Raw genomic sequence first — 15,827 nt, 5'->3', positions numbered from 1 at the left:
AAATTACACAAAAAATCGAGTTGAAAGTATATATTTGACTACTCAAAAGTAGAAAACAAAGATGACAAAAAATATTGTCATAAAAAAACTTTATCAAACTTGATTATTAAGAAATATATTTGTATGTTTCTTTCTCATAGAAAATTATGATACACACAATCCATTCACATCGTGTTCGTTACGGCGAAACCGACCCTATGAAATACGTCTACTACGGCAACTACGCGCAGTACCTCGAAGCCGCCCGAGTTGAGCAGTTACGATCCATCGGAATTTCATACGATGAACTTGAAAACCAAGGAATTTGGCTACCTGTTTCAGAGTATAAGATGAAGTATTTAAAGGCGGCTTTGTATGACCAAGTTTTGGACATTCATACCTATTTGAAAAAAAAACCTGGGGTAAGAATGCATTTCGAATATGAAATTTACAACGAGCAGAAGGAACTTATTTCACTCGCCGAGGTAACTTTGTATTTTTTTGACGCCAAAACAAAGAAAATAACCCGCTGCCCTGAATTCTTATCTGAATTAATTGAAAAAAACTGGAAAGAAGACTAACTTTGGACTTCGATCTTAAAATACGTTTACTTTATGAATATTCTTCTTGCCTCCACCTCCACTCTTTATGAGGGAAGCTATTTGGACTACTTAACCGAAGAGATAAAACTTTTATTCCAAGGAATAGACGAGATTTTATTTATTCCTTTTGCTCGTCCCTCTGGAATCTCTCATGAGGAGTACACGAACAAGGCAAGACTCTTTTTTGAAGCTCTGGGTATTTCCGTAAAAGGACTCCATGAGTTTGAAGACCAGAAAGCAGCCATTGAATCTGCAAAAGGGTATTTCACAGGGGGAGGCAATACCTTCCTTCTTGTTAAAACGCTGCATGAAAACAATTTAATGGAGGTTTTGAAAGAGAACATCCTAAAGCAAAAGCCTTATCTAGGCACAAGTGCGGGGAGTAACATTGGAGGTCTTAACATGAGAACCACCAATGACATGCCGATTGTACAGCCCCCTAGTTTCGAGTGTCTTGGTCTCGTCCCTTTCAATCTAAACCCACATTACTTAGATCCAGACCCGACCCTCAAACATAACGGCGAAACGAGAGAAACTAGAATTCTTGAGTTTTTAACCCAGAATGATACAAAAGTAGTCGGACTTCGGGAAGGAAATTGGATTCGAAAAAGGGGTGAGAAAATCTCCATTGGAGGCAGCCAATCGACTCGAATATTTGAAGTGGGCAAAGCCCCAGTCGAAGTGCCACCTGGCACCGTTCTTTAAACGTCCTAAACAAGGGTCTAGAACTTCTGATTAAGGGTTAATTAAAATTAAGGGAATTTATTAAAACCCGATTTTTACTCCGGCTTTTCATTTTCTGCAGGCGTGATTCTAAATCTTCTTGAATAAATCATCGCGGCCACTCCTATTAAGATAAAAGGTATGGACAAGACTTGCCCTGTATTTAATCCCGCAATACTAATAAACTCATCGCCCTGCGGTTCTTTAAGGTATTCGACCAAGAAACGAATGGACCATAGGACCGTGAAGAACACACCAAAAAGAAAGCCCTGTTGGTACTTTTTAGCCGTATATCGGTAAAGCACCCACAAAAGAACAAAGAGCAAGAAATAGCCTCCTGCTTCAATGAGCTGAGTCGGATAGCGTGGAACGGTCGCTCCATATTCACTACTCATTTGAGGAAACAAAATCGCAAGGGGAGAACTTGGGTCTACGGGTTTTCCAATAATTTCAGAATTGAAAAAGTTTCCAATTCGAACAAAGGTTCCCCCTAAAGCCACCACGATTCCGATTCGGTCGTATACCCACAGCGGATTTTTCTTGATGATCTTCAATGAATAATAAAGCGTCGTTAGGATTAACGCTATGGCAGCACCGTGGCTTGCTAGCCCAGCAAATCCAGTGAATTTTATTTCCGGCTTGGTTTGAATGGGTAAGAATACACTCCAAAAATCTTGCTTGAAGAGTTCGGGTTGATAAAAAATAACGTGACCCAGCCTTGCGCCTAAAATGGTTCCAATTAAGGTCCAGGTGAATAATGGCTCCAAATACTTTTGGTTTACATTGTCAATTTTGAACATCCGACCCATGACCACATACCCAAGCCCAAAGGCAAGCACAAACATAAGACTATAGTAGTGAAGTGAAATTGGTCCTAAATGAATTGCCGTGGAGGGATTCCATATTTTATATTCTGTTTCTAATTCTACCTTTTTTTCAGGGGTAATTACCTCTGCAACCGATCTTGGTTTGTATAGATAGCTCCAATTCTCAGGCGAAACCAAAGATTCTGAAGGAATAGGCCTCCATTCTTTATCAAGAATTTGAAAACCGGAATTCTGGTACCCTTCAAAAACGCCAGACTGTGCGTAGGAATTGACCACGGAATTTAGAATGACAAGGACAGAGGAGTCCGTATTATTCTCTGGGAAATTGACAAAGGCTTGAATATCTGTAGTGGAAAACACTTTGACAGGTAGGTCTTTTCCGTCCACTTTTAAATTCGCATCGGAGAGTCCGTCGGGATAAGACTGCGCTGTTAATTGCGGACTAAAAGCCACAACCATTAATATAAAGAAATGAAAAAATACAGATTTCATAGCAACTATTTTCAAATTATAGCTAAGTTTTTAGCCTTTGTTTTTTTTAGGCGGTACAGGATCATATCCCTGTCCTCCCCAAGGATGACAACTTAAAATTCGTTTAGTCCCCAAATAGAGACCGTAAAATAGCCCATGCACTTTCAAGGCTTCTAGCATATACTGCGAACAGGTCGGATGGTACCGACAGTTGCTCCCCAACCAGGGGGATATAGCAAGTTGATAGAAGCGTATTAAACCCACAAGGGGCAAGATCGCTAGGTATTTTATTTTTGAATCCAAGACCTTGCAAAAATAGCAGAATAATTTTAAATTAAAGATTGCAAAACTCTTTATTATTACCTTTGAACTAAAATTGACGAGATTTTGAACTCAAACACTCCTTTAGCCGAACAATTAAGACCCAAAACCTTAGAACAAGTTCTTGGGCAGACGCATCTCACAGGGCCTTCGGGGCCTATTCGACGCATGATCGAGAACGATACGCTGAGCTCCCTGCTTTTCTGGGGTCCTCCTGGAACTGGCAAAACAACGCTTGCAGAAATCATAGCGGAGCATTCAAACCGTAAATTTTTTAAACTTTCTGCTGTTTCAAGTGGAGTTAAGGAAGTTAGAGAAGTCATTGAAGAGGCAAAAAAACAAAATCTTTTTTCGGGAAAATCTCCCCTACTCTTTATTGACGAAATTCACCGTTTTAACAAGTCGCAGCAAGATTCGCTCTTGCATGCGGTGGAAAAAGGATGGATTGTACTGATTGGAGCCACAACGGAAAACCCAAGTTTTGAGGTGGTTCCAGCCCTGCTCTCAAGATCGCAAGTTTACGTCCTTAAATCTCTCTCGTACGAAGATCTCGAGGAATTATTGGGAATTGCCTTGAAGGCTTATAACGAATCGAATGAATCGGATTTTTCTGTGGATAATGCGCAGGCCTTTATTCAATATTCAGGAGGCGATGCGCGTAAATTAATCAATTCCGTTGAACTTGTATTAAACCAATACCTAGGGACTTCCCACACGGAAATATCCACTGAAGATGTCCTAGGTACGTTACAACAGACCATGGCTCTTTATGATAAGAATGGGGAACAGCATTACGATATTATCTCTGCTTTTATCAAATCCATTCGAGGATCGGATCCTAACGCGGCTGTTTACTGGCTTGCCAGAATGTTAGAGGGGGGCGAGGATATTAAATTCATCGCGCGGCGTTTGCTCATCTTGGCGGCTGAGGACATTGGTCTTGCCAATCCCCAGGCCCTTACTCTAGCCAATACTTGTTTTCAAGCGATCAATGTGATTGGAAATCCGGAATCCAGAATCATTCTAAGTGAAACTGCAGTGTACCTAGCCGTTTCTCCGAAATCAAATTCAACCTACAAAGCCATTGGCGAGGCCTTAGCACTTGTGAAAAGAACGGGGAACCTCCCTGTGCCGCTCCATTTGCGCAATGCACCTACGAAACTGATGAAAGAGATGGACTATGGCAAAGAGTATCAGTACGCCCATTCCCATAGTGGAAACTTCGTGGAGCTCGAGTTCTTACCTGAATCCCTTGCTGGCACTAAACTCTACGAGCCGGGCTCCAATTCGACAGAAAAGAAAATTAAGGAGGAACTTTCAAAAAAATGGAAGGACAAGTATTAATTACTGCTCCAGTAAGTATTCTTTGTAATGCCCTAGAAAATTCACCTGAATGTTTAAACTTTCGAGCTCTTGCAAGGCACCAAGTGCATAGGCAGAATTCCACTCACCCACAACATTGACAAAGAAAAAATAGGTTCCAAGCTTCTTTTTAAGAGTTCGGCTCTCAATTTTAGAAAGATTCATTTTGCGCCAAGCAAAAACGGACAAAGCTTGGTGAAGTCCTCCCGCATGATCTTCTGGCAGGGTGAGGATAAGAGAGGATTTCTCCTCAGTTACCTCCAGCGGTAAATCTAAGGTTTTGTTTTGTTTACTGATCACAATGAATTTCGTGTGATTCTGTTCAAAATCATGAATGTCACGACGAATAATTTGCAACCCGTACAATTCAGCTGCCGTGGCATTGGCAATCGCCGCGAAGTTTTTCTCCGGATGTTCACTAATGTATTTTGCGGCGCCTGAGGTCGAATGGTAATCCATGCGAGGGACCGTTTTGAAATCTGTATCCAACGAATGGAAGCACTGAGCTAAGGCCTGAGGATGCGAGACAATCGCTTGAACCTCCTCACTTTGCGGATGAACCATTAAGTGATGTGAAATAGGCAGTACCGCCTCGGCTTCAATAAAGATCCCTTCAAAGTCATAAAGATAGTCTAGTGTCATGGACACCGTTCCCTCGATGGAGTTCTCAAGCGGAACGACCGCCTTGTCGAGCTCTCCCTTTTGGACCGCTAGAAAGCAATCTCGGATGCTGCTTTGCGGAGACAAGGTATTTTCTGGAAACAATTCTTGAGCTACTAGACTTGTAAATGAGGCGATCGGGCCTAAATAAGCGATGGTCATTCGAACGAAAATATAAAATTTAGTTTGTTAATCTAGTTTTTCCAGTAGCCAAGGTTGCACGGGAAGTCGAAGAACCGATGAGGACTTGCTTGATTCTCCAAGCGTAAGGGCTAGGTAGGGATTTTGTTTCGTTCCCTTTACCACTATCTCCTTAATTGCAGACGGATAGACCTTCAAATGATTGTGAAAGAGCTGCGTTCCATCAAGGTAGATGGGACTCTCAGCAGGCAAACCGTGCATTTGGTTTAACGTACTTAATTCCACGGGATGTTCCACTTCCCTAATTTTTTTAAGCGTGATGGAAATCAAGGAACGATCTAAATGGTTCGTTAATCCCTTCAGCTCAGAGGGTAATGAGGAATCGGCTTTATAGATTGCTACCGACTCAATATTCTCTACCTCCACTTCTTTTGCACTGCTTTTCGCCAAGTTTCCATCCACTAGGAAGATGGGTCCTGATTGAGGCTCTACTGAAGAGTCTACTTCTTGAGAGCTCGCAAGGGCGAAGCAAGCCAAAAAAGCAATACTGAGCAGTCCGTTTGTTATTCGATTCATTATATTCTATTTTTTTGAGTTCTGTTTATTCACTTTTAAAAATCTCGGACCGTGGAGAAATCCCATTGGCATTAAAGGCTTCAATCTGAAAATAGTAGCTGTCGGTACGATCTGCGCCGGTAAAAAAATACTCATTCTTCCCGTACACCATAATACTACCGTAGAGCTTACCTGGATCTTTCCCAAAATAGATCACATAGCCATCCGCGAGAGGGTTTTGTTGCCATTTCATCCAAATGCTTCGTCGTTCTCCAAATTTCTTTGGATCGGCACGTAGGGGCACAAAGTTTTGCACCTTACCAGGAGCCTCACCAGGCCCTTTACCAAAGACTCGCAGTCCACTTAACGCAAATTTTCCCGTGGGCATCTTTAAGTTCTCGATTTTTATATAGCGAGCCTTGACACTGTGGGCAAGCTCTACATAATCGTGGGGCACATCGGTTTTGTTCTTACTTTTGTCTACGATTCGCTTCCAAGATTTCCCATCAGTGGATGCAAATATTTGGTATTGATGAAACTTCCCAAGTGTTTTCCCCATGAACTCGACATCTTGATCCGCATAATTAATTTGAATCGCATTCACACTTGAAATTTCTCCTAAATCGGTCTCCAACCACTCCCCTTTGTTTCCTGTTTTCGCACTCCAATAGGTCTTGATGTCTTCGTCTACCGAATAATTCGCATGATACCCTCCAAGAGTAGAGGAAACCCGCACCGGCTTATTGTAATTGAGAAGCATCCAGCCTGTAAAGAGTCCTTTGCTAAAATCTTTTCCTTTTGCATATTCAGGAAGGTAGGTAGGGTAATCGCCGTAGGCAGTGATGCTATACATGACATCGTCTTTATCAAAGCCCGCAGGCCAGATTCCGAGTCGTCTTTCAAAGTTGTTTTTCGTGGAAATAAAAATAGTGGATACGTGCCAATAGTTTTTGTTCTTGTCTTGAAACGTAGACCCATGACCTGCCCCTCGAGCAAAGCCTCCCGGTTTGTAGGAAAAGGGATTGTGCTTCTGATATTCATACCCCTCTAACGGGTTCTTGGACACATATACTCCGTCTGCATATCCGCTAAATTCAGTCGCAGGAGCGCCGTACTGCATATAGTACTTCCCATTATGCTTTGTCACCCAGGCTCCTTCAATAAACGGTTTCAAAAAGACATTGTCGTTGTATTCTCCAAATCGTTCCCATCCGTGGTCCTCTGGATTGAGTTTTACGATCGGTTTTACATACCCTTCACTCTGCAGAGTTTTCATGTTCACTTCGGTGCCCAGAAGAGGCCATTCGTTACTGGAACCCCAGTAAAGAAAAAGCTTGTTGGTATCCTCATCGTAGTGGAAGGCCGGATCCCATGCTCCTACTTTTAAGGTATCTACTGCAATCTCCCACTCGTCCTTGGTGGGATTCGTGGACTTCCAAATCGGAAAATCGGATTCCCATGTTGATCCGTACACGTAAAGCGTATCCTTCATGACCCATGCGGCAGGAGCATTTAAATCATGAATATACTTGTCGTCTCGTAAGAATTTTCGTGAGACAAACTCCCAATCCAGCATATTGTCACTATGCCAATACCCTTCTTGGTTGGTTGAAAAAAGAAAAAGTCGATCTTTAAAGTTGACAATCACAGGATCGGCTGTTGCGCGATGCTTCCCTTGTTTAGAAAAAACCTCAAAAGGCGTGTATCCATAGTCAATATTGATCGGATTCGCGTAGGTTTTTTGCTGGGCATTACCAAGAATGGAAATCATTAGAAGGGCTCCCCCTATAAAAAGATGGGTTTTGCTGGTCGTGAATTTCATAGTATCGAACGCATTGTTTACTCAAATGTATCAATTTTATAGGCAGCTATAAAATTTTTCACTCAAAAAGACGGGGATATCTTGAATTCGTGAGCGAGTCCCACGCAGCTCACACCCGAAAAGACAACTCGAATTTTCACCTATAGGCTGAAACGAACCCTATGAAAATCAGTAAGGATCCTTGAAGAATTTGTATATTTGCGCAACCAATAAATTTATAAGTAAAAATGAAATTTTTTATTGACACAGCGAATCTAGAGCAAATTAAAGAAGCGCAAGATCTTGGAATTTTAGACGGGGTGACTACCAATCCTTCTCTAATGGCAAAAGAAGGCATTAGTGGCAAGCAGGCCATTAACGAGCATTACAAAACCATTTGTGAAATCGTGGACGGGGATATCTCCGCCGAAGTTCTTTCCACCACCTATGAAGAAATGATTAAGGAAGGAGAAGAACTTGCAAAAATCCATCCCAACATCGTGGTGAAAATCCCAATGATTAAAGACGGAGTGAAAGCTTTAAAATACTTTTCAGACCGAGGAATCAAAACGAATTGTACTTTAATTTTCTCTGCAGGACAAGCACTTTTAGCTGCGAAGGCGGGCGCAAACTATGTCTCTCCTTTTCTTGGAAGACTAGACGACATTTCCATGGACGGGTTAAACCTAATTGATGAAATTCGTACCATCTATGACAATTTCGGATTCAAAACGGAAATCTTAGCCGCTTCCATCCGTCACTCCATGCACATCATCGATTGTGCAAAATTAGGTGCCGACGTAATTACCTCTCCTTTAGGTCCGATTTTAAGTCTCTTAAATCACCCTTTAACCGACAAAGGACTTGCTCAATTTATTGAAGATTCAAAGAAAATGGCATAATTAGAATGCCGTAAAATAGGTAAAAAAGCTGTCCAGAATCAATTTCTGTGACGGCTTTTTTTTGCCGTTCTGCTCCCTTTCTGAATTTCTAGAAAAATGAGTACTTTTACGCCTGCGTTTTAGAACTGGAATTAACCCTTCCTACCAAAATGGAAAAGGTATATTCACTAAACCCCCTCTAAAAACGAAGTTCAAATAGACTACACGATGAAACTTGTCAAATCGCCACTAGCAGATTGCTTTATTATCGAACCCACCCTCTTCGAAGACGAACGAGGTTATTTCTACGAAAAGTACAACCAGTCCCGGTTTGAGCAGCTCACAGGAATGAAGGGCCATTTTGTGCAAGACAACCTTTCTAAATCCACCTATGGGGTCGTGAGAGGAATTCATTGGCAAAATAAGCAGCATGCCCAAGCCAAGCTCGTTTCCTGTTTAGAAGGAGTCGTTTGGGACGTGGCAGTAGACTTACGAAAGGACTCTGCTACATTCGGCAAATGGTACGGTGTAGAACTCTCCGAAAAAAACAAACTTCAATTTTACATTCCCAGAGGATTTGGGCATGGGTTTTCCGTGTTAAGTGACTCGGCCGTTTTCGCCTACAAGTGCGATAACTATTACAATAAAGAATCGGAAGGCGGCTTACTTTGGAAGGACCCTACTCTCGGAATTGACTGGAGAGTTCCTACAGAAAAAGTGATCATTTCCAAAAAAGATGAGGAGCTCCCACTCTTTTCAAGTACAGATTTTTAAGTGTTCATTTTCCTTTTCAAAAATTCCCTCGCGATCAAGGACCGTAACTAAGACTTAAGCCTCACTCAAGTCTTGTGAGTTTTGCTAAATACTGGTAATGCTCATCTTCAAACAAGAACTCAGCGTTCCATCCTAAGGAAAGTGCTCTTTTTTTAAGCGTAGAAAAATCAATGTAAAGCCAGTGGAACCAAGGGGTGATTTCCTTGCCGTATTGGTAGGCACATTCTACCTGTCCATAATAGAAGGAGGGCTTGCGAGTATAAGCATACATATAGTCGATATCAGAAGAATCAAAAATAATTTGCCCACCGGGTCTTAGTAGAGATTCTGCTTTTTGCAAAAACTGATCAAATCCTTCGAGCGATCCACACAGTCCAATCCCGTTCATAAGAAGAAGGAGCGTATCGTACTTTTGAGCAGAATACTCAAATATATCTTCGCAGATAACCGTCTTTACGCCTCGCTGAGTCATCACTTCACAGGAAGAAGGGGATATTTCTAAGGCATGCACCGTGCAACCTCTCGTTTGCAATTCCAGGGCGTGGGATCCTGCTCCCGCTCCAATTTCAAGGACTTCACCTTTCACCTGCTCTAGTGCTTTTAATTCGAGTTCAGGCATAGCCTTTACTCCTCTAAAATACATGGAAATGGGCATTTCCACGCGAGGTCCAAAACGATCGTGAACATAAAGTCGAGTCTTCTTATCGCCTTGAAAATAATCTAAAATGGCGCGTCCAGGTAAATCTATCATGAGTAAGGGATCAAAAGCAAAGAAGAGGATCATAAAAATGATCCTCTTCTCGTAGTAGCGGGAACACGACTCGAACGTGCGACCTCCGGGTTATGAGCCCGACGAGCTACCTACTGCTCTATCCCGCGATGTATCTTAATGCCTAAAAGGCCTTTGTAGCGGGGACACGACTCGAACGTGCGACCTCCGGGTTATGAGCCCGACGAGCTACCTACTGCTCTACCCCGCGATATTGGATTGCAAATATACGAAATTAACCCAATACTGCAAAGGCAAAATTAACATTCCAAGAGTGCGCAGTTTTTAATACCTTTGTTGTATGGCAAAAATACTTAAGATTTACCCCGACAATCCGCAAGAAAACTTACTTTCAGAAGTAGTTAACACCTTGAAAAAGGGAGGGTTAATTATTTACCCCTCGGATACGATCTATGCCTTAGGGTGTGACATCAACAATTTAAAAGCCATGGAGAAATTGGCACAGATTAAGAAAATTAAGTTAGAAAAATCTCAATTTTCGATTATCTGCAACGACTTAAGCCATCTTTCGCATTTCACAAGACCCATTGACACCTCAGTTTTCAGGATCTTAAAGAACAATGTACCCGGCCCCTTCACCTTCATTTTAGAAGCAAACAAAAGTTTACCGCTTGCCTACAAAGGAAAAAAAACGATTGGGATTAGAGTACCGGATCATATTGTACCTCAAATGCTAGTAGAGAAACTGGGTCACCCCATTGCTTCCACCTCCATTCGAGACGAAGATGAAATCCTAGAATATTCCACAGACCCCGAATTAATTGCAGAAAAATACGACCACCTAGTGGATCTCGTGATCGATTCTGGGTACGGAGACAACATTGCCTCCACCATCGTGGATCTCACTTCCGGTGAACCCGAAATCATAAGAGAAGGCAAAGGCCAACTCGCTTAATTTCAAAGAAATTTAATTAATTGTTAGACACTTTCGATCTATTATGAAGCTAATAACCTCCCCCGCTAAACTTATGAACCTTGAGCATGTGGGCGGATTTTCAAGAACCTCCACACCCAAATTCATTCAAGAGGCTACCCTAATTCAATCCCATTTAAAAGAGAAATCTCCAAAATTCTTATCGGAATTAATGGACATCTCTTCCAATTTGGCCCATGAAAATTGGGAGCGCAATCAAAGATGGAATTCTTCACCGAGTTCCAAACAAAGTGCGGCCGCTCTCTTTGCCTTCGCAGGCGAAGTGTATAGAGGCCTCGATGCTCAGTCTCTAGACAATGAGTCCTTACAGTACTTAAATAAGAACTATCGCATTCTTTCGGGTTTGTACGGACTTTTAAAACCCTCGGACCGCGTCATGCTCTACCGTCTTGAAATGGGAAGATCTTTTCAGTTTGACACCTACGACAATCTTTATCAGTTTTGGCGTGAAAAACTGACTCAGGAACTTAATAAGCAGCTCCATTCACGAGATGTGATTCTAAACCTTGCGAGCAAAGAGTACTTTAAAGCCTTAAACCTTAAAGAACTTAAAGCTCCTGTAATCGATTTTGAATTCTATGAACTCAAATCGGGCAAACCCAAAACAATTGTCGTGTATACAAAACACGCTCGCGGTTTAATGGTCCGATACTGTGCTCAGAACCAAGTTAAGAAGCTAAACGAGGTGAAAGCTTTTAACCTCGAAGGGTATCGCTTTGATTCGGAACTTTCTACGTCTTCCAAGTTTGTATTCACGCGTTAGCCCTTGGTATTATGACAGTCGGCGAACTTAAACAGGAATTCCAATTTGAACTTCAAAGGCTTTATGAAAAGTCGCAAATTGAAGAGCTATTCAAAATCATGGCCTTTGAGGTTCTTGAATTGAATTCCATAGCGCTTCGAAGCTCTTTACCAATGGAAATCCAGGTTCCCGATACCAAACGCTTCTTAGAGATTCTAAAAGAACTCAAAACAGGTAAGCCCTACCAACAAATCCTTGGAAAAAGTGAGTTCTATCGACTCGAATTTAAAGTAAATGACCAAGTTCTCATTCCGCGACCTGAAACCGAGGAACTTATCGAACTTGCCCTTTTCGAATTAAAAAGTAGCTCGCTTGGAAAAACGGAATTCTCAATACTTGATATTGGCACAGGCTCAGGGGTAATTCCCATCGTACTTAGTAAAAACTTTCCTTTAGCCAAGGTGCATGCGCTAGACATCTCGAAAGGCGCACTAGAGGTCGCAAAAGAGAATTCACAGAGGCACAAAACAGACATCAACTTCCTGCTTAAAGACATCCTCTTAGAAGAATTAGAGCAAAGCTATGATGTGATTTTTTCCAATCCACCCTACATTGGGATCGAGGAGCAAAATGAAATTGACCACAGTGTAAAAGATTTTGAACCGACAATCGCGCTGTTTTCTCCCACAAGTGATCCGCTTATTTTCTATAAACGGATTGCTAGTCTTGTAAATAACTATTTAAATGCCGGGGGTTATCTCTTTCTTGAGATCAACCAAAAGCTAGGAAACCAAACCTTAGAACTTTATGAGTCCCTCCTTTCGGAAGTAAAATTAATCCAAGATCTTTCTGGAAACGACCGGTTCATTATGGGTAAAAAATAGGGGCTTTTGCTCCCTTATATTTTCTTTTTTCGCACAAAAATTACGAAGCACAGATACAGCAGTGGAATGGCCATGATTAGCAAATAGCGCCAATTGGTTAGTGCCAATTGGGGCATCAGCATCACGGAATAGATGAGTCCTAAAAAGGCACCACCAAGGTGGGCAGCGTGTCCAATGTTATCGTTTGCCTTCGGATTTAACATCATGTAAACAGAGTAGGAAAAATACAGAAGTCCAAAGATATACCCTGGAATCGGAATCGGTATAAAAAAGAAATAAATACCAATTTGCGGATAGACCGCAATGGCGGCAAACAAGATTCCAGAGACTCCCCCACTCGCTCCAATCGCAGAGTACCATCCTTGATGTTGATAAAGGTAGAGTGAAAACAAATTCCCTAGGAGGATTGAGCCAAAGTAGACCACGATAAGCCCCATCTCTCCGAAGGCTTGGGCCACGATCGGACCAAAAAAGTAGAGCGTAAGCATATTGAAAAAGAAATGCATCCAGTCTGCATGTAAAAAACCTGCAGAAAGAAGTCGAATGTATTCTTTTCTCTGTACGATGGCAGAGACATTGAATTTGTATTTTTCAAAGATTTGTTCATTTGTAAACCCCATGTAACTCACTAGGGCGGTGATTGCAATAATCCCTATTAACACTACGCTCATAAATTATTTGATTTAGGCCCTTCGGCCATTTTGTAAAGATCCCGAAAAATAGGGTTCTAGTCTTCAAAAAGAGATCCAATCGTTCCTTCTTCTGGGGACTGATCCTCCATGCCGGAATGCAAGTCGCTCTCAGGCTCCTCGACGGTTATTTCAGGCTCCTCAGGCTCTGGAGGAAATTCAAGATCAATGCTTTTTATTTTGTTTTTGGTTAATTGATTTCCAATGGCTTTGATTCCTTTTATGGCAATATACGCATCGACATCTATCATTTCTACTTCTCTTTCCTTGCCCTTTTCTTGTGCAAATTTAAGGGTTGCAGTAGCTCCTGAACCGGTAAATACATGTTCAATAAAAGACTTAGGATGTTCCGATGGCATAAATTGCTGAACACCGGCCACATTATCAAAAAGGAATCGCTTGATGTAATAGATCTGCTTTTCTCCGTCAAAATAGATACAGCTGATGGCTTGCAAAGGATTCCATTTTTCAAGCACTAGATATTCGTCATCAAAACGGTTCATCAAATCAAAGGAAACCAGCCTGGCTTCGCCTTGGGCATTAATGGTTAAAATCTTGTCTTCTCCTTTGAAATTTCCAAGAAACTCTCCTCGATGATCGACATTAAGTCGGCGCACGGTCGGATCAAACCAAATCTTTCTTGGGGCAAGAGTCGAGACTCCCTCCTCTTTCATTTCAACTTTTTTCACCATGTATTTCGTAACCAAATTTCCTTTTGCATTACGTCCCTTAATGGCTAGTTCGGAGAAATCAATATCGATTTTGTTCTTACGTATTCTTGCATTTGGTTTTAACACCACGCTTACAGTTTCCGCCTCTCCATTTGGATTGGCTGAAAAATAAAGCAATTCTGAACCTTTTTCGTCGGAGGCCAGAGCATAATCTGTATTTCGAGTGACTGCAGTGACTGCAAAACGCTTCATGAAATAAGGCCCTAGCTTCCCTTGTCGGTAAATCGTGTTGTAAACCGTTCTTTGGTCATTCTTCTTCCAAATTCCGACATGCAAAATATCGCGTCCTACAAATGTTTTCGCCTCTACTTTCACCACCTTCATCGTCCCGTCTTTGCGAAAGACAATAATATCATCTATGTCAGAACAGTCAAATAAGTATTCATCTTTTCGAAGGGAAGTTCCAATGAAGCCTTCCTCTCGGTTTACGTAAAATTTCTCATTGGCCACGGCTACTTTGGTTGCATCGATGGTATCAAATACGCGGATTTCCGTTTGACGTAGACGGTCCTTTCCGTATTTTTTCTGAATCCCTAGGTAGTAATCAATCGCATAAGGAATCAGATTCTCCAAGTTAAATTTGCACTTCTCGATTCGCTCCTCAAGCGAAGCAATGGTTTCTTTAAATTTATCTAGGTCGAATCGGGAAATCCGTTTAATTCGAATCTCGGTTAGCTTTAAAATATCCTCTTGACTCACGGCTCTTAGTAGATGCTTCGTGTGAGGTTTAAGTCCTATATCAATGGTCTGAAGAACTTCTTCCCAAGAATTCACCTCTTCAATATCGTGGTAAATTCTATTCTCAATGAAAATCCTTTCTAGAGAAGCAAAATGCCAACTTTCTTGAAGTTCATGCAGTTCAATTTCAAGTTCTCTTTTTAACAAAGAAACCGTATGGTCTGTGTTTCGACGCAGAATTTCAGAAACGTTAAGGAACATCGGTTTGTCCCCTACAATAACGCAGGCATTGGGCGAGATCGAAACTTGGCAATCCGTAAATGCATAAAGCGCGTCAATGGTCTTATCAGGAGACACATCGCTATGGAGATGAATTAGTATTTCTACTTTATCGGATGTATTATCCTCAATCTTCTTAATCTTGATTTTCCCACGTTCTGTGGCCTTGACAATACTGTCTATTAAATCACTCGTGTTCTTCGAATAGGGAAGCTCCGTAATGGAAAGAATGTTTTTTTCTTTGTGGACGATCCGCGCTCTCGCTCTAACTTTGCCCCCTCGTTCTCCATCATTATATTCAGAAACATCCAGCATCCCCCCTGTAATAAAGTCAGGAAACACTTGAAAGGATTTTCCTTTCAAATAAGAAATGGAAGCTTGGATTAATTCGTTAAAATTATGAGGCAATATTTTAGTGGATAGTCCCACACCAATCCCTTCTACTCCTTGTACTAAAAGCAGTGGAAACTTTACGGGAAGGTCGATGGGTTCGTTATTTCTACCGTCATAGGATTTTGCCCAATGCGTGGTTTTCGGATTGAAAACCACCTCAAGAGCAAAAGGCGTAAGTCTCGCTTCAATATACCTAGCAGCCGCAGCGGAATCTCCTGTGAAGATATTCCCCCAGTTCCCTTGGGTATCAATTAGCAAATCTTTTTGCCCAATTTGAACCATGGCATCGGTAATGGAAGCATCCCCGTGAGGGTGGTACTTCATGGTATTGCCGACAATGTTGGCTACCTTGTTGTAACGACCATCCTCTAATTCTCGCATGGAGTGCATAATACGTCTTTGAACGGGTTTAAACCCATCAAAAACGGAGGGTATGGCCCGGTCCAAAATCACATAGGATGCATAATCCAAAAACCAATCTTTGTAAAGACCGGAAACTTTCTTTAGGCTTTCTCCTTCGTTTAACTGTTCTTCTGTCATTCGTTTTTATGCTTCGTTAAAGCAACTTATGTCTGATTATTTTGTTCTTTTTTCACTTCACTTGCAGAGC

The 15,827-nt window shown here is 41.7% G+C and carries 16 protein-coding genes and 2 tRNA genes; 8 read left to right on the top strand and 10 right to left on the bottom strand.

Annotated elements, in window-relative coordinates:
- The first annotated feature begins 146 nt into the window (after nucleotides 1-146).
- On the top strand, nucleotides 147-560 hold the full coding sequence (locus AC3IRX_RS11055) for an acyl-CoA thioesterase (RefSeq protein ID WP_459084256.1): 414 nt from the start codon (nucleotides 147-149) through the stop codon (nucleotides 558-560).
- A gap of 33 nt (nucleotides 561-593) precedes the next feature.
- Nucleotides 594-1,286, top strand: coding sequence for a dipeptidase PepE (pepE, locus tag AC3IRX_RS11050; RefSeq protein WP_489210412.1), 693 nt, complete (start codon nucleotides 594-596; stop codon nucleotides 1,284-1,286).
- 74 nt (nucleotides 1,287-1,360) lie between these two features.
- Here the strand turns inward: pepE and lgt are convergent, their stop codons facing one another.
- Both lgt and yidD read right to left on the bottom strand, forming a co-directional pair.
- Entirely contained in the window at nucleotides 1,361-2,209 is an 849-nt protein-coding gene (gene lgt / locus AC3IRX_RS11045) for a prolipoprotein diacylglyceryl transferase (RefSeq protein ID WP_489211489.1), read from the bottom strand.
- 444 nt (nucleotides 2,210-2,653) lie between these two features.
- On the bottom strand, nucleotides 2,654-2,893 hold the full coding sequence (yidD, locus tag AC3IRX_RS11040; RefSeq protein ID WP_459084405.1) for a membrane protein insertion efficiency factor YidD: 240 nt from the start codon (nucleotides 2,891-2,893) through the stop codon (nucleotides 2,654-2,656).
- A 96-nt stretch (nucleotides 2,894-2,989) separates the two neighbouring features.
- Between yidD and AC3IRX_RS11035 the strand changes: the two genes are divergently transcribed.
- Nucleotides 2,990-4,267 carry a replication-associated recombination protein A gene (locus tag AC3IRX_RS11035; protein ID WP_489210410.1) on the top strand — a complete coding sequence of 426 codons (1,278 nt, stop codon included), beginning with the start codon at nucleotides 2,990-2,992 and terminating at the stop codon, nucleotides 4,265-4,267.
- Here the strand turns inward: AC3IRX_RS11035 and pheA are convergent, their stop codons facing one another.
- The 3 genes from pheA to AC3IRX_RS11020 are packed head-to-tail and all read right to left on the bottom strand — an operon-like array spanning nucleotide 4,268 to nucleotide 7,463.
- Nucleotides 4,268-5,107, bottom strand: coding sequence for a prephenate dehydratase (pheA, locus tag AC3IRX_RS11030; protein WP_489210408.1), 840 nt, complete (start codon nucleotides 5,105-5,107; stop codon nucleotides 4,268-4,270).
- Nucleotides 5,108-5,134: 27 nt separating this feature from the next.
- Nucleotides 5,135-5,662 carry a hypothetical protein gene (locus AC3IRX_RS11025; RefSeq protein WP_489210406.1) on the bottom strand — a complete coding sequence of 176 codons (528 nt, stop codon included), beginning with the start codon at nucleotides 5,660-5,662 and terminating at the stop codon, nucleotides 5,135-5,137.
- 25 nt (nucleotides 5,663-5,687) lie between these two features.
- A complete protein-coding gene (locus AC3IRX_RS11020) occupies nucleotides 5,688-7,463 on the bottom strand; it encodes a discoidin domain-containing protein (RefSeq protein ID WP_489210404.1) in 1,776 nt (591 codons plus the stop codon).
- A gap of 227 nt (nucleotides 7,464-7,690) precedes the next feature.
- Between AC3IRX_RS11020 and fsa the strand changes: the two genes are divergently transcribed.
- Complete coding sequence (fsa, locus tag AC3IRX_RS11015; RefSeq protein ID WP_459084262.1) at nucleotides 7,691-8,344, top strand: fructose-6-phosphate aldolase; 654 nt, start codon at nucleotides 7,691-7,693, stop codon at nucleotides 8,342-8,344.
- A gap of 207 nt (nucleotides 8,345-8,551) precedes the next feature.
- Nucleotides 8,552-9,097: a dTDP-4-dehydrorhamnose 3,5-epimerase gene (gene rfbC / locus AC3IRX_RS11010; RefSeq protein ID WP_489210402.1), complete on the top strand. Its 546-nt coding sequence runs from the start codon at nucleotides 8,552-8,554 to the stop codon at nucleotides 9,095-9,097.
- Nucleotides 9,098-9,158: 61 nt separating this feature from the next.
- Here rfbC and AC3IRX_RS11005 read toward each other — a convergent pair whose 3' ends face one another.
- The 3 genes from AC3IRX_RS11005 to AC3IRX_RS10995 form a co-directional block, all read right to left on the bottom strand.
- Nucleotides 9,159-9,848 (bottom strand): class I SAM-dependent methyltransferase, encoded by a 690-nt coding sequence (locus tag AC3IRX_RS11005; RefSeq protein ID WP_489210400.1) that lies wholly within the window; start codon nucleotides 9,846-9,848, stop codon nucleotides 9,159-9,161.
- A 55-nt stretch (nucleotides 9,849-9,903) separates the two neighbouring features.
- Nucleotides 9,904-9,976, bottom strand: a tRNA-Met gene (locus AC3IRX_RS11000).
- Nucleotides 9,977-10,004: 28 nt separating this feature from the next.
- Nucleotides 10,005-10,077: transfer RNA gene (locus AC3IRX_RS10995), tRNA-Met, on the bottom strand.
- Nucleotides 10,078-10,167: 90 nt separating this feature from the next.
- Between AC3IRX_RS10995 and AC3IRX_RS10990 the strand changes: the two genes are divergently transcribed.
- Genes AC3IRX_RS10990 through prmC form a run of 3 tightly spaced genes read left to right on the top strand, consistent with a single transcriptional unit; the run spans nucleotide 10,168 to nucleotide 12,447 of the window.
- Nucleotides 10,168-10,782 (top strand): L-threonylcarbamoyladenylate synthase, encoded by a 615-nt coding sequence (locus AC3IRX_RS10990; protein WP_489210399.1) that lies wholly within the window; start codon nucleotides 10,168-10,170, stop codon nucleotides 10,780-10,782.
- A 43-nt stretch (nucleotides 10,783-10,825) separates the two neighbouring features.
- Complete coding sequence (yaaA, locus tag AC3IRX_RS10985; RefSeq protein ID WP_489210397.1) at nucleotides 10,826-11,584, top strand: peroxide stress protein YaaA; 759 nt, start codon at nucleotides 10,826-10,828, stop codon at nucleotides 11,582-11,584.
- Between the two features lie 11 nt (nucleotides 11,585-11,595).
- Entirely contained in the window at nucleotides 11,596-12,447 is an 852-nt protein-coding gene (prmC, locus tag AC3IRX_RS10980; protein WP_489210395.1) for a peptide chain release factor N(5)-glutamine methyltransferase, read from the top strand.
- A 14-nt stretch (nucleotides 12,448-12,461) separates the two neighbouring features.
- Here prmC and AC3IRX_RS10975 read toward each other — a convergent pair whose 3' ends face one another.
- Both AC3IRX_RS10975 and AC3IRX_RS10970 read right to left on the bottom strand, forming a co-directional pair.
- Entirely contained in the window at nucleotides 12,462-13,118 is a 657-nt protein-coding gene (locus AC3IRX_RS10975) for a rhomboid family intramembrane serine protease (protein ID WP_489210393.1), read from the bottom strand.
- A gap of 56 nt (nucleotides 13,119-13,174) precedes the next feature.
- The gene (locus AC3IRX_RS10970; RefSeq protein WP_489210392.1) at nucleotides 13,175-15,757 is read right to left on the bottom strand and encodes a DNA gyrase/topoisomerase IV subunit A; all 2,583 of its coding nucleotides are present in this window, start codon (nucleotides 15,755-15,757) and stop codon (nucleotides 13,175-13,177) included.
- Nucleotides 15,758-15,827 lie beyond the last annotated feature (70 nt).

The sequence above is a fragment of the Epilithonimonas sp. KH_059 genome, assembly GCF_057838485.1.
This window is presented reverse-complemented; position numbering and strand designations above follow the sequence as displayed.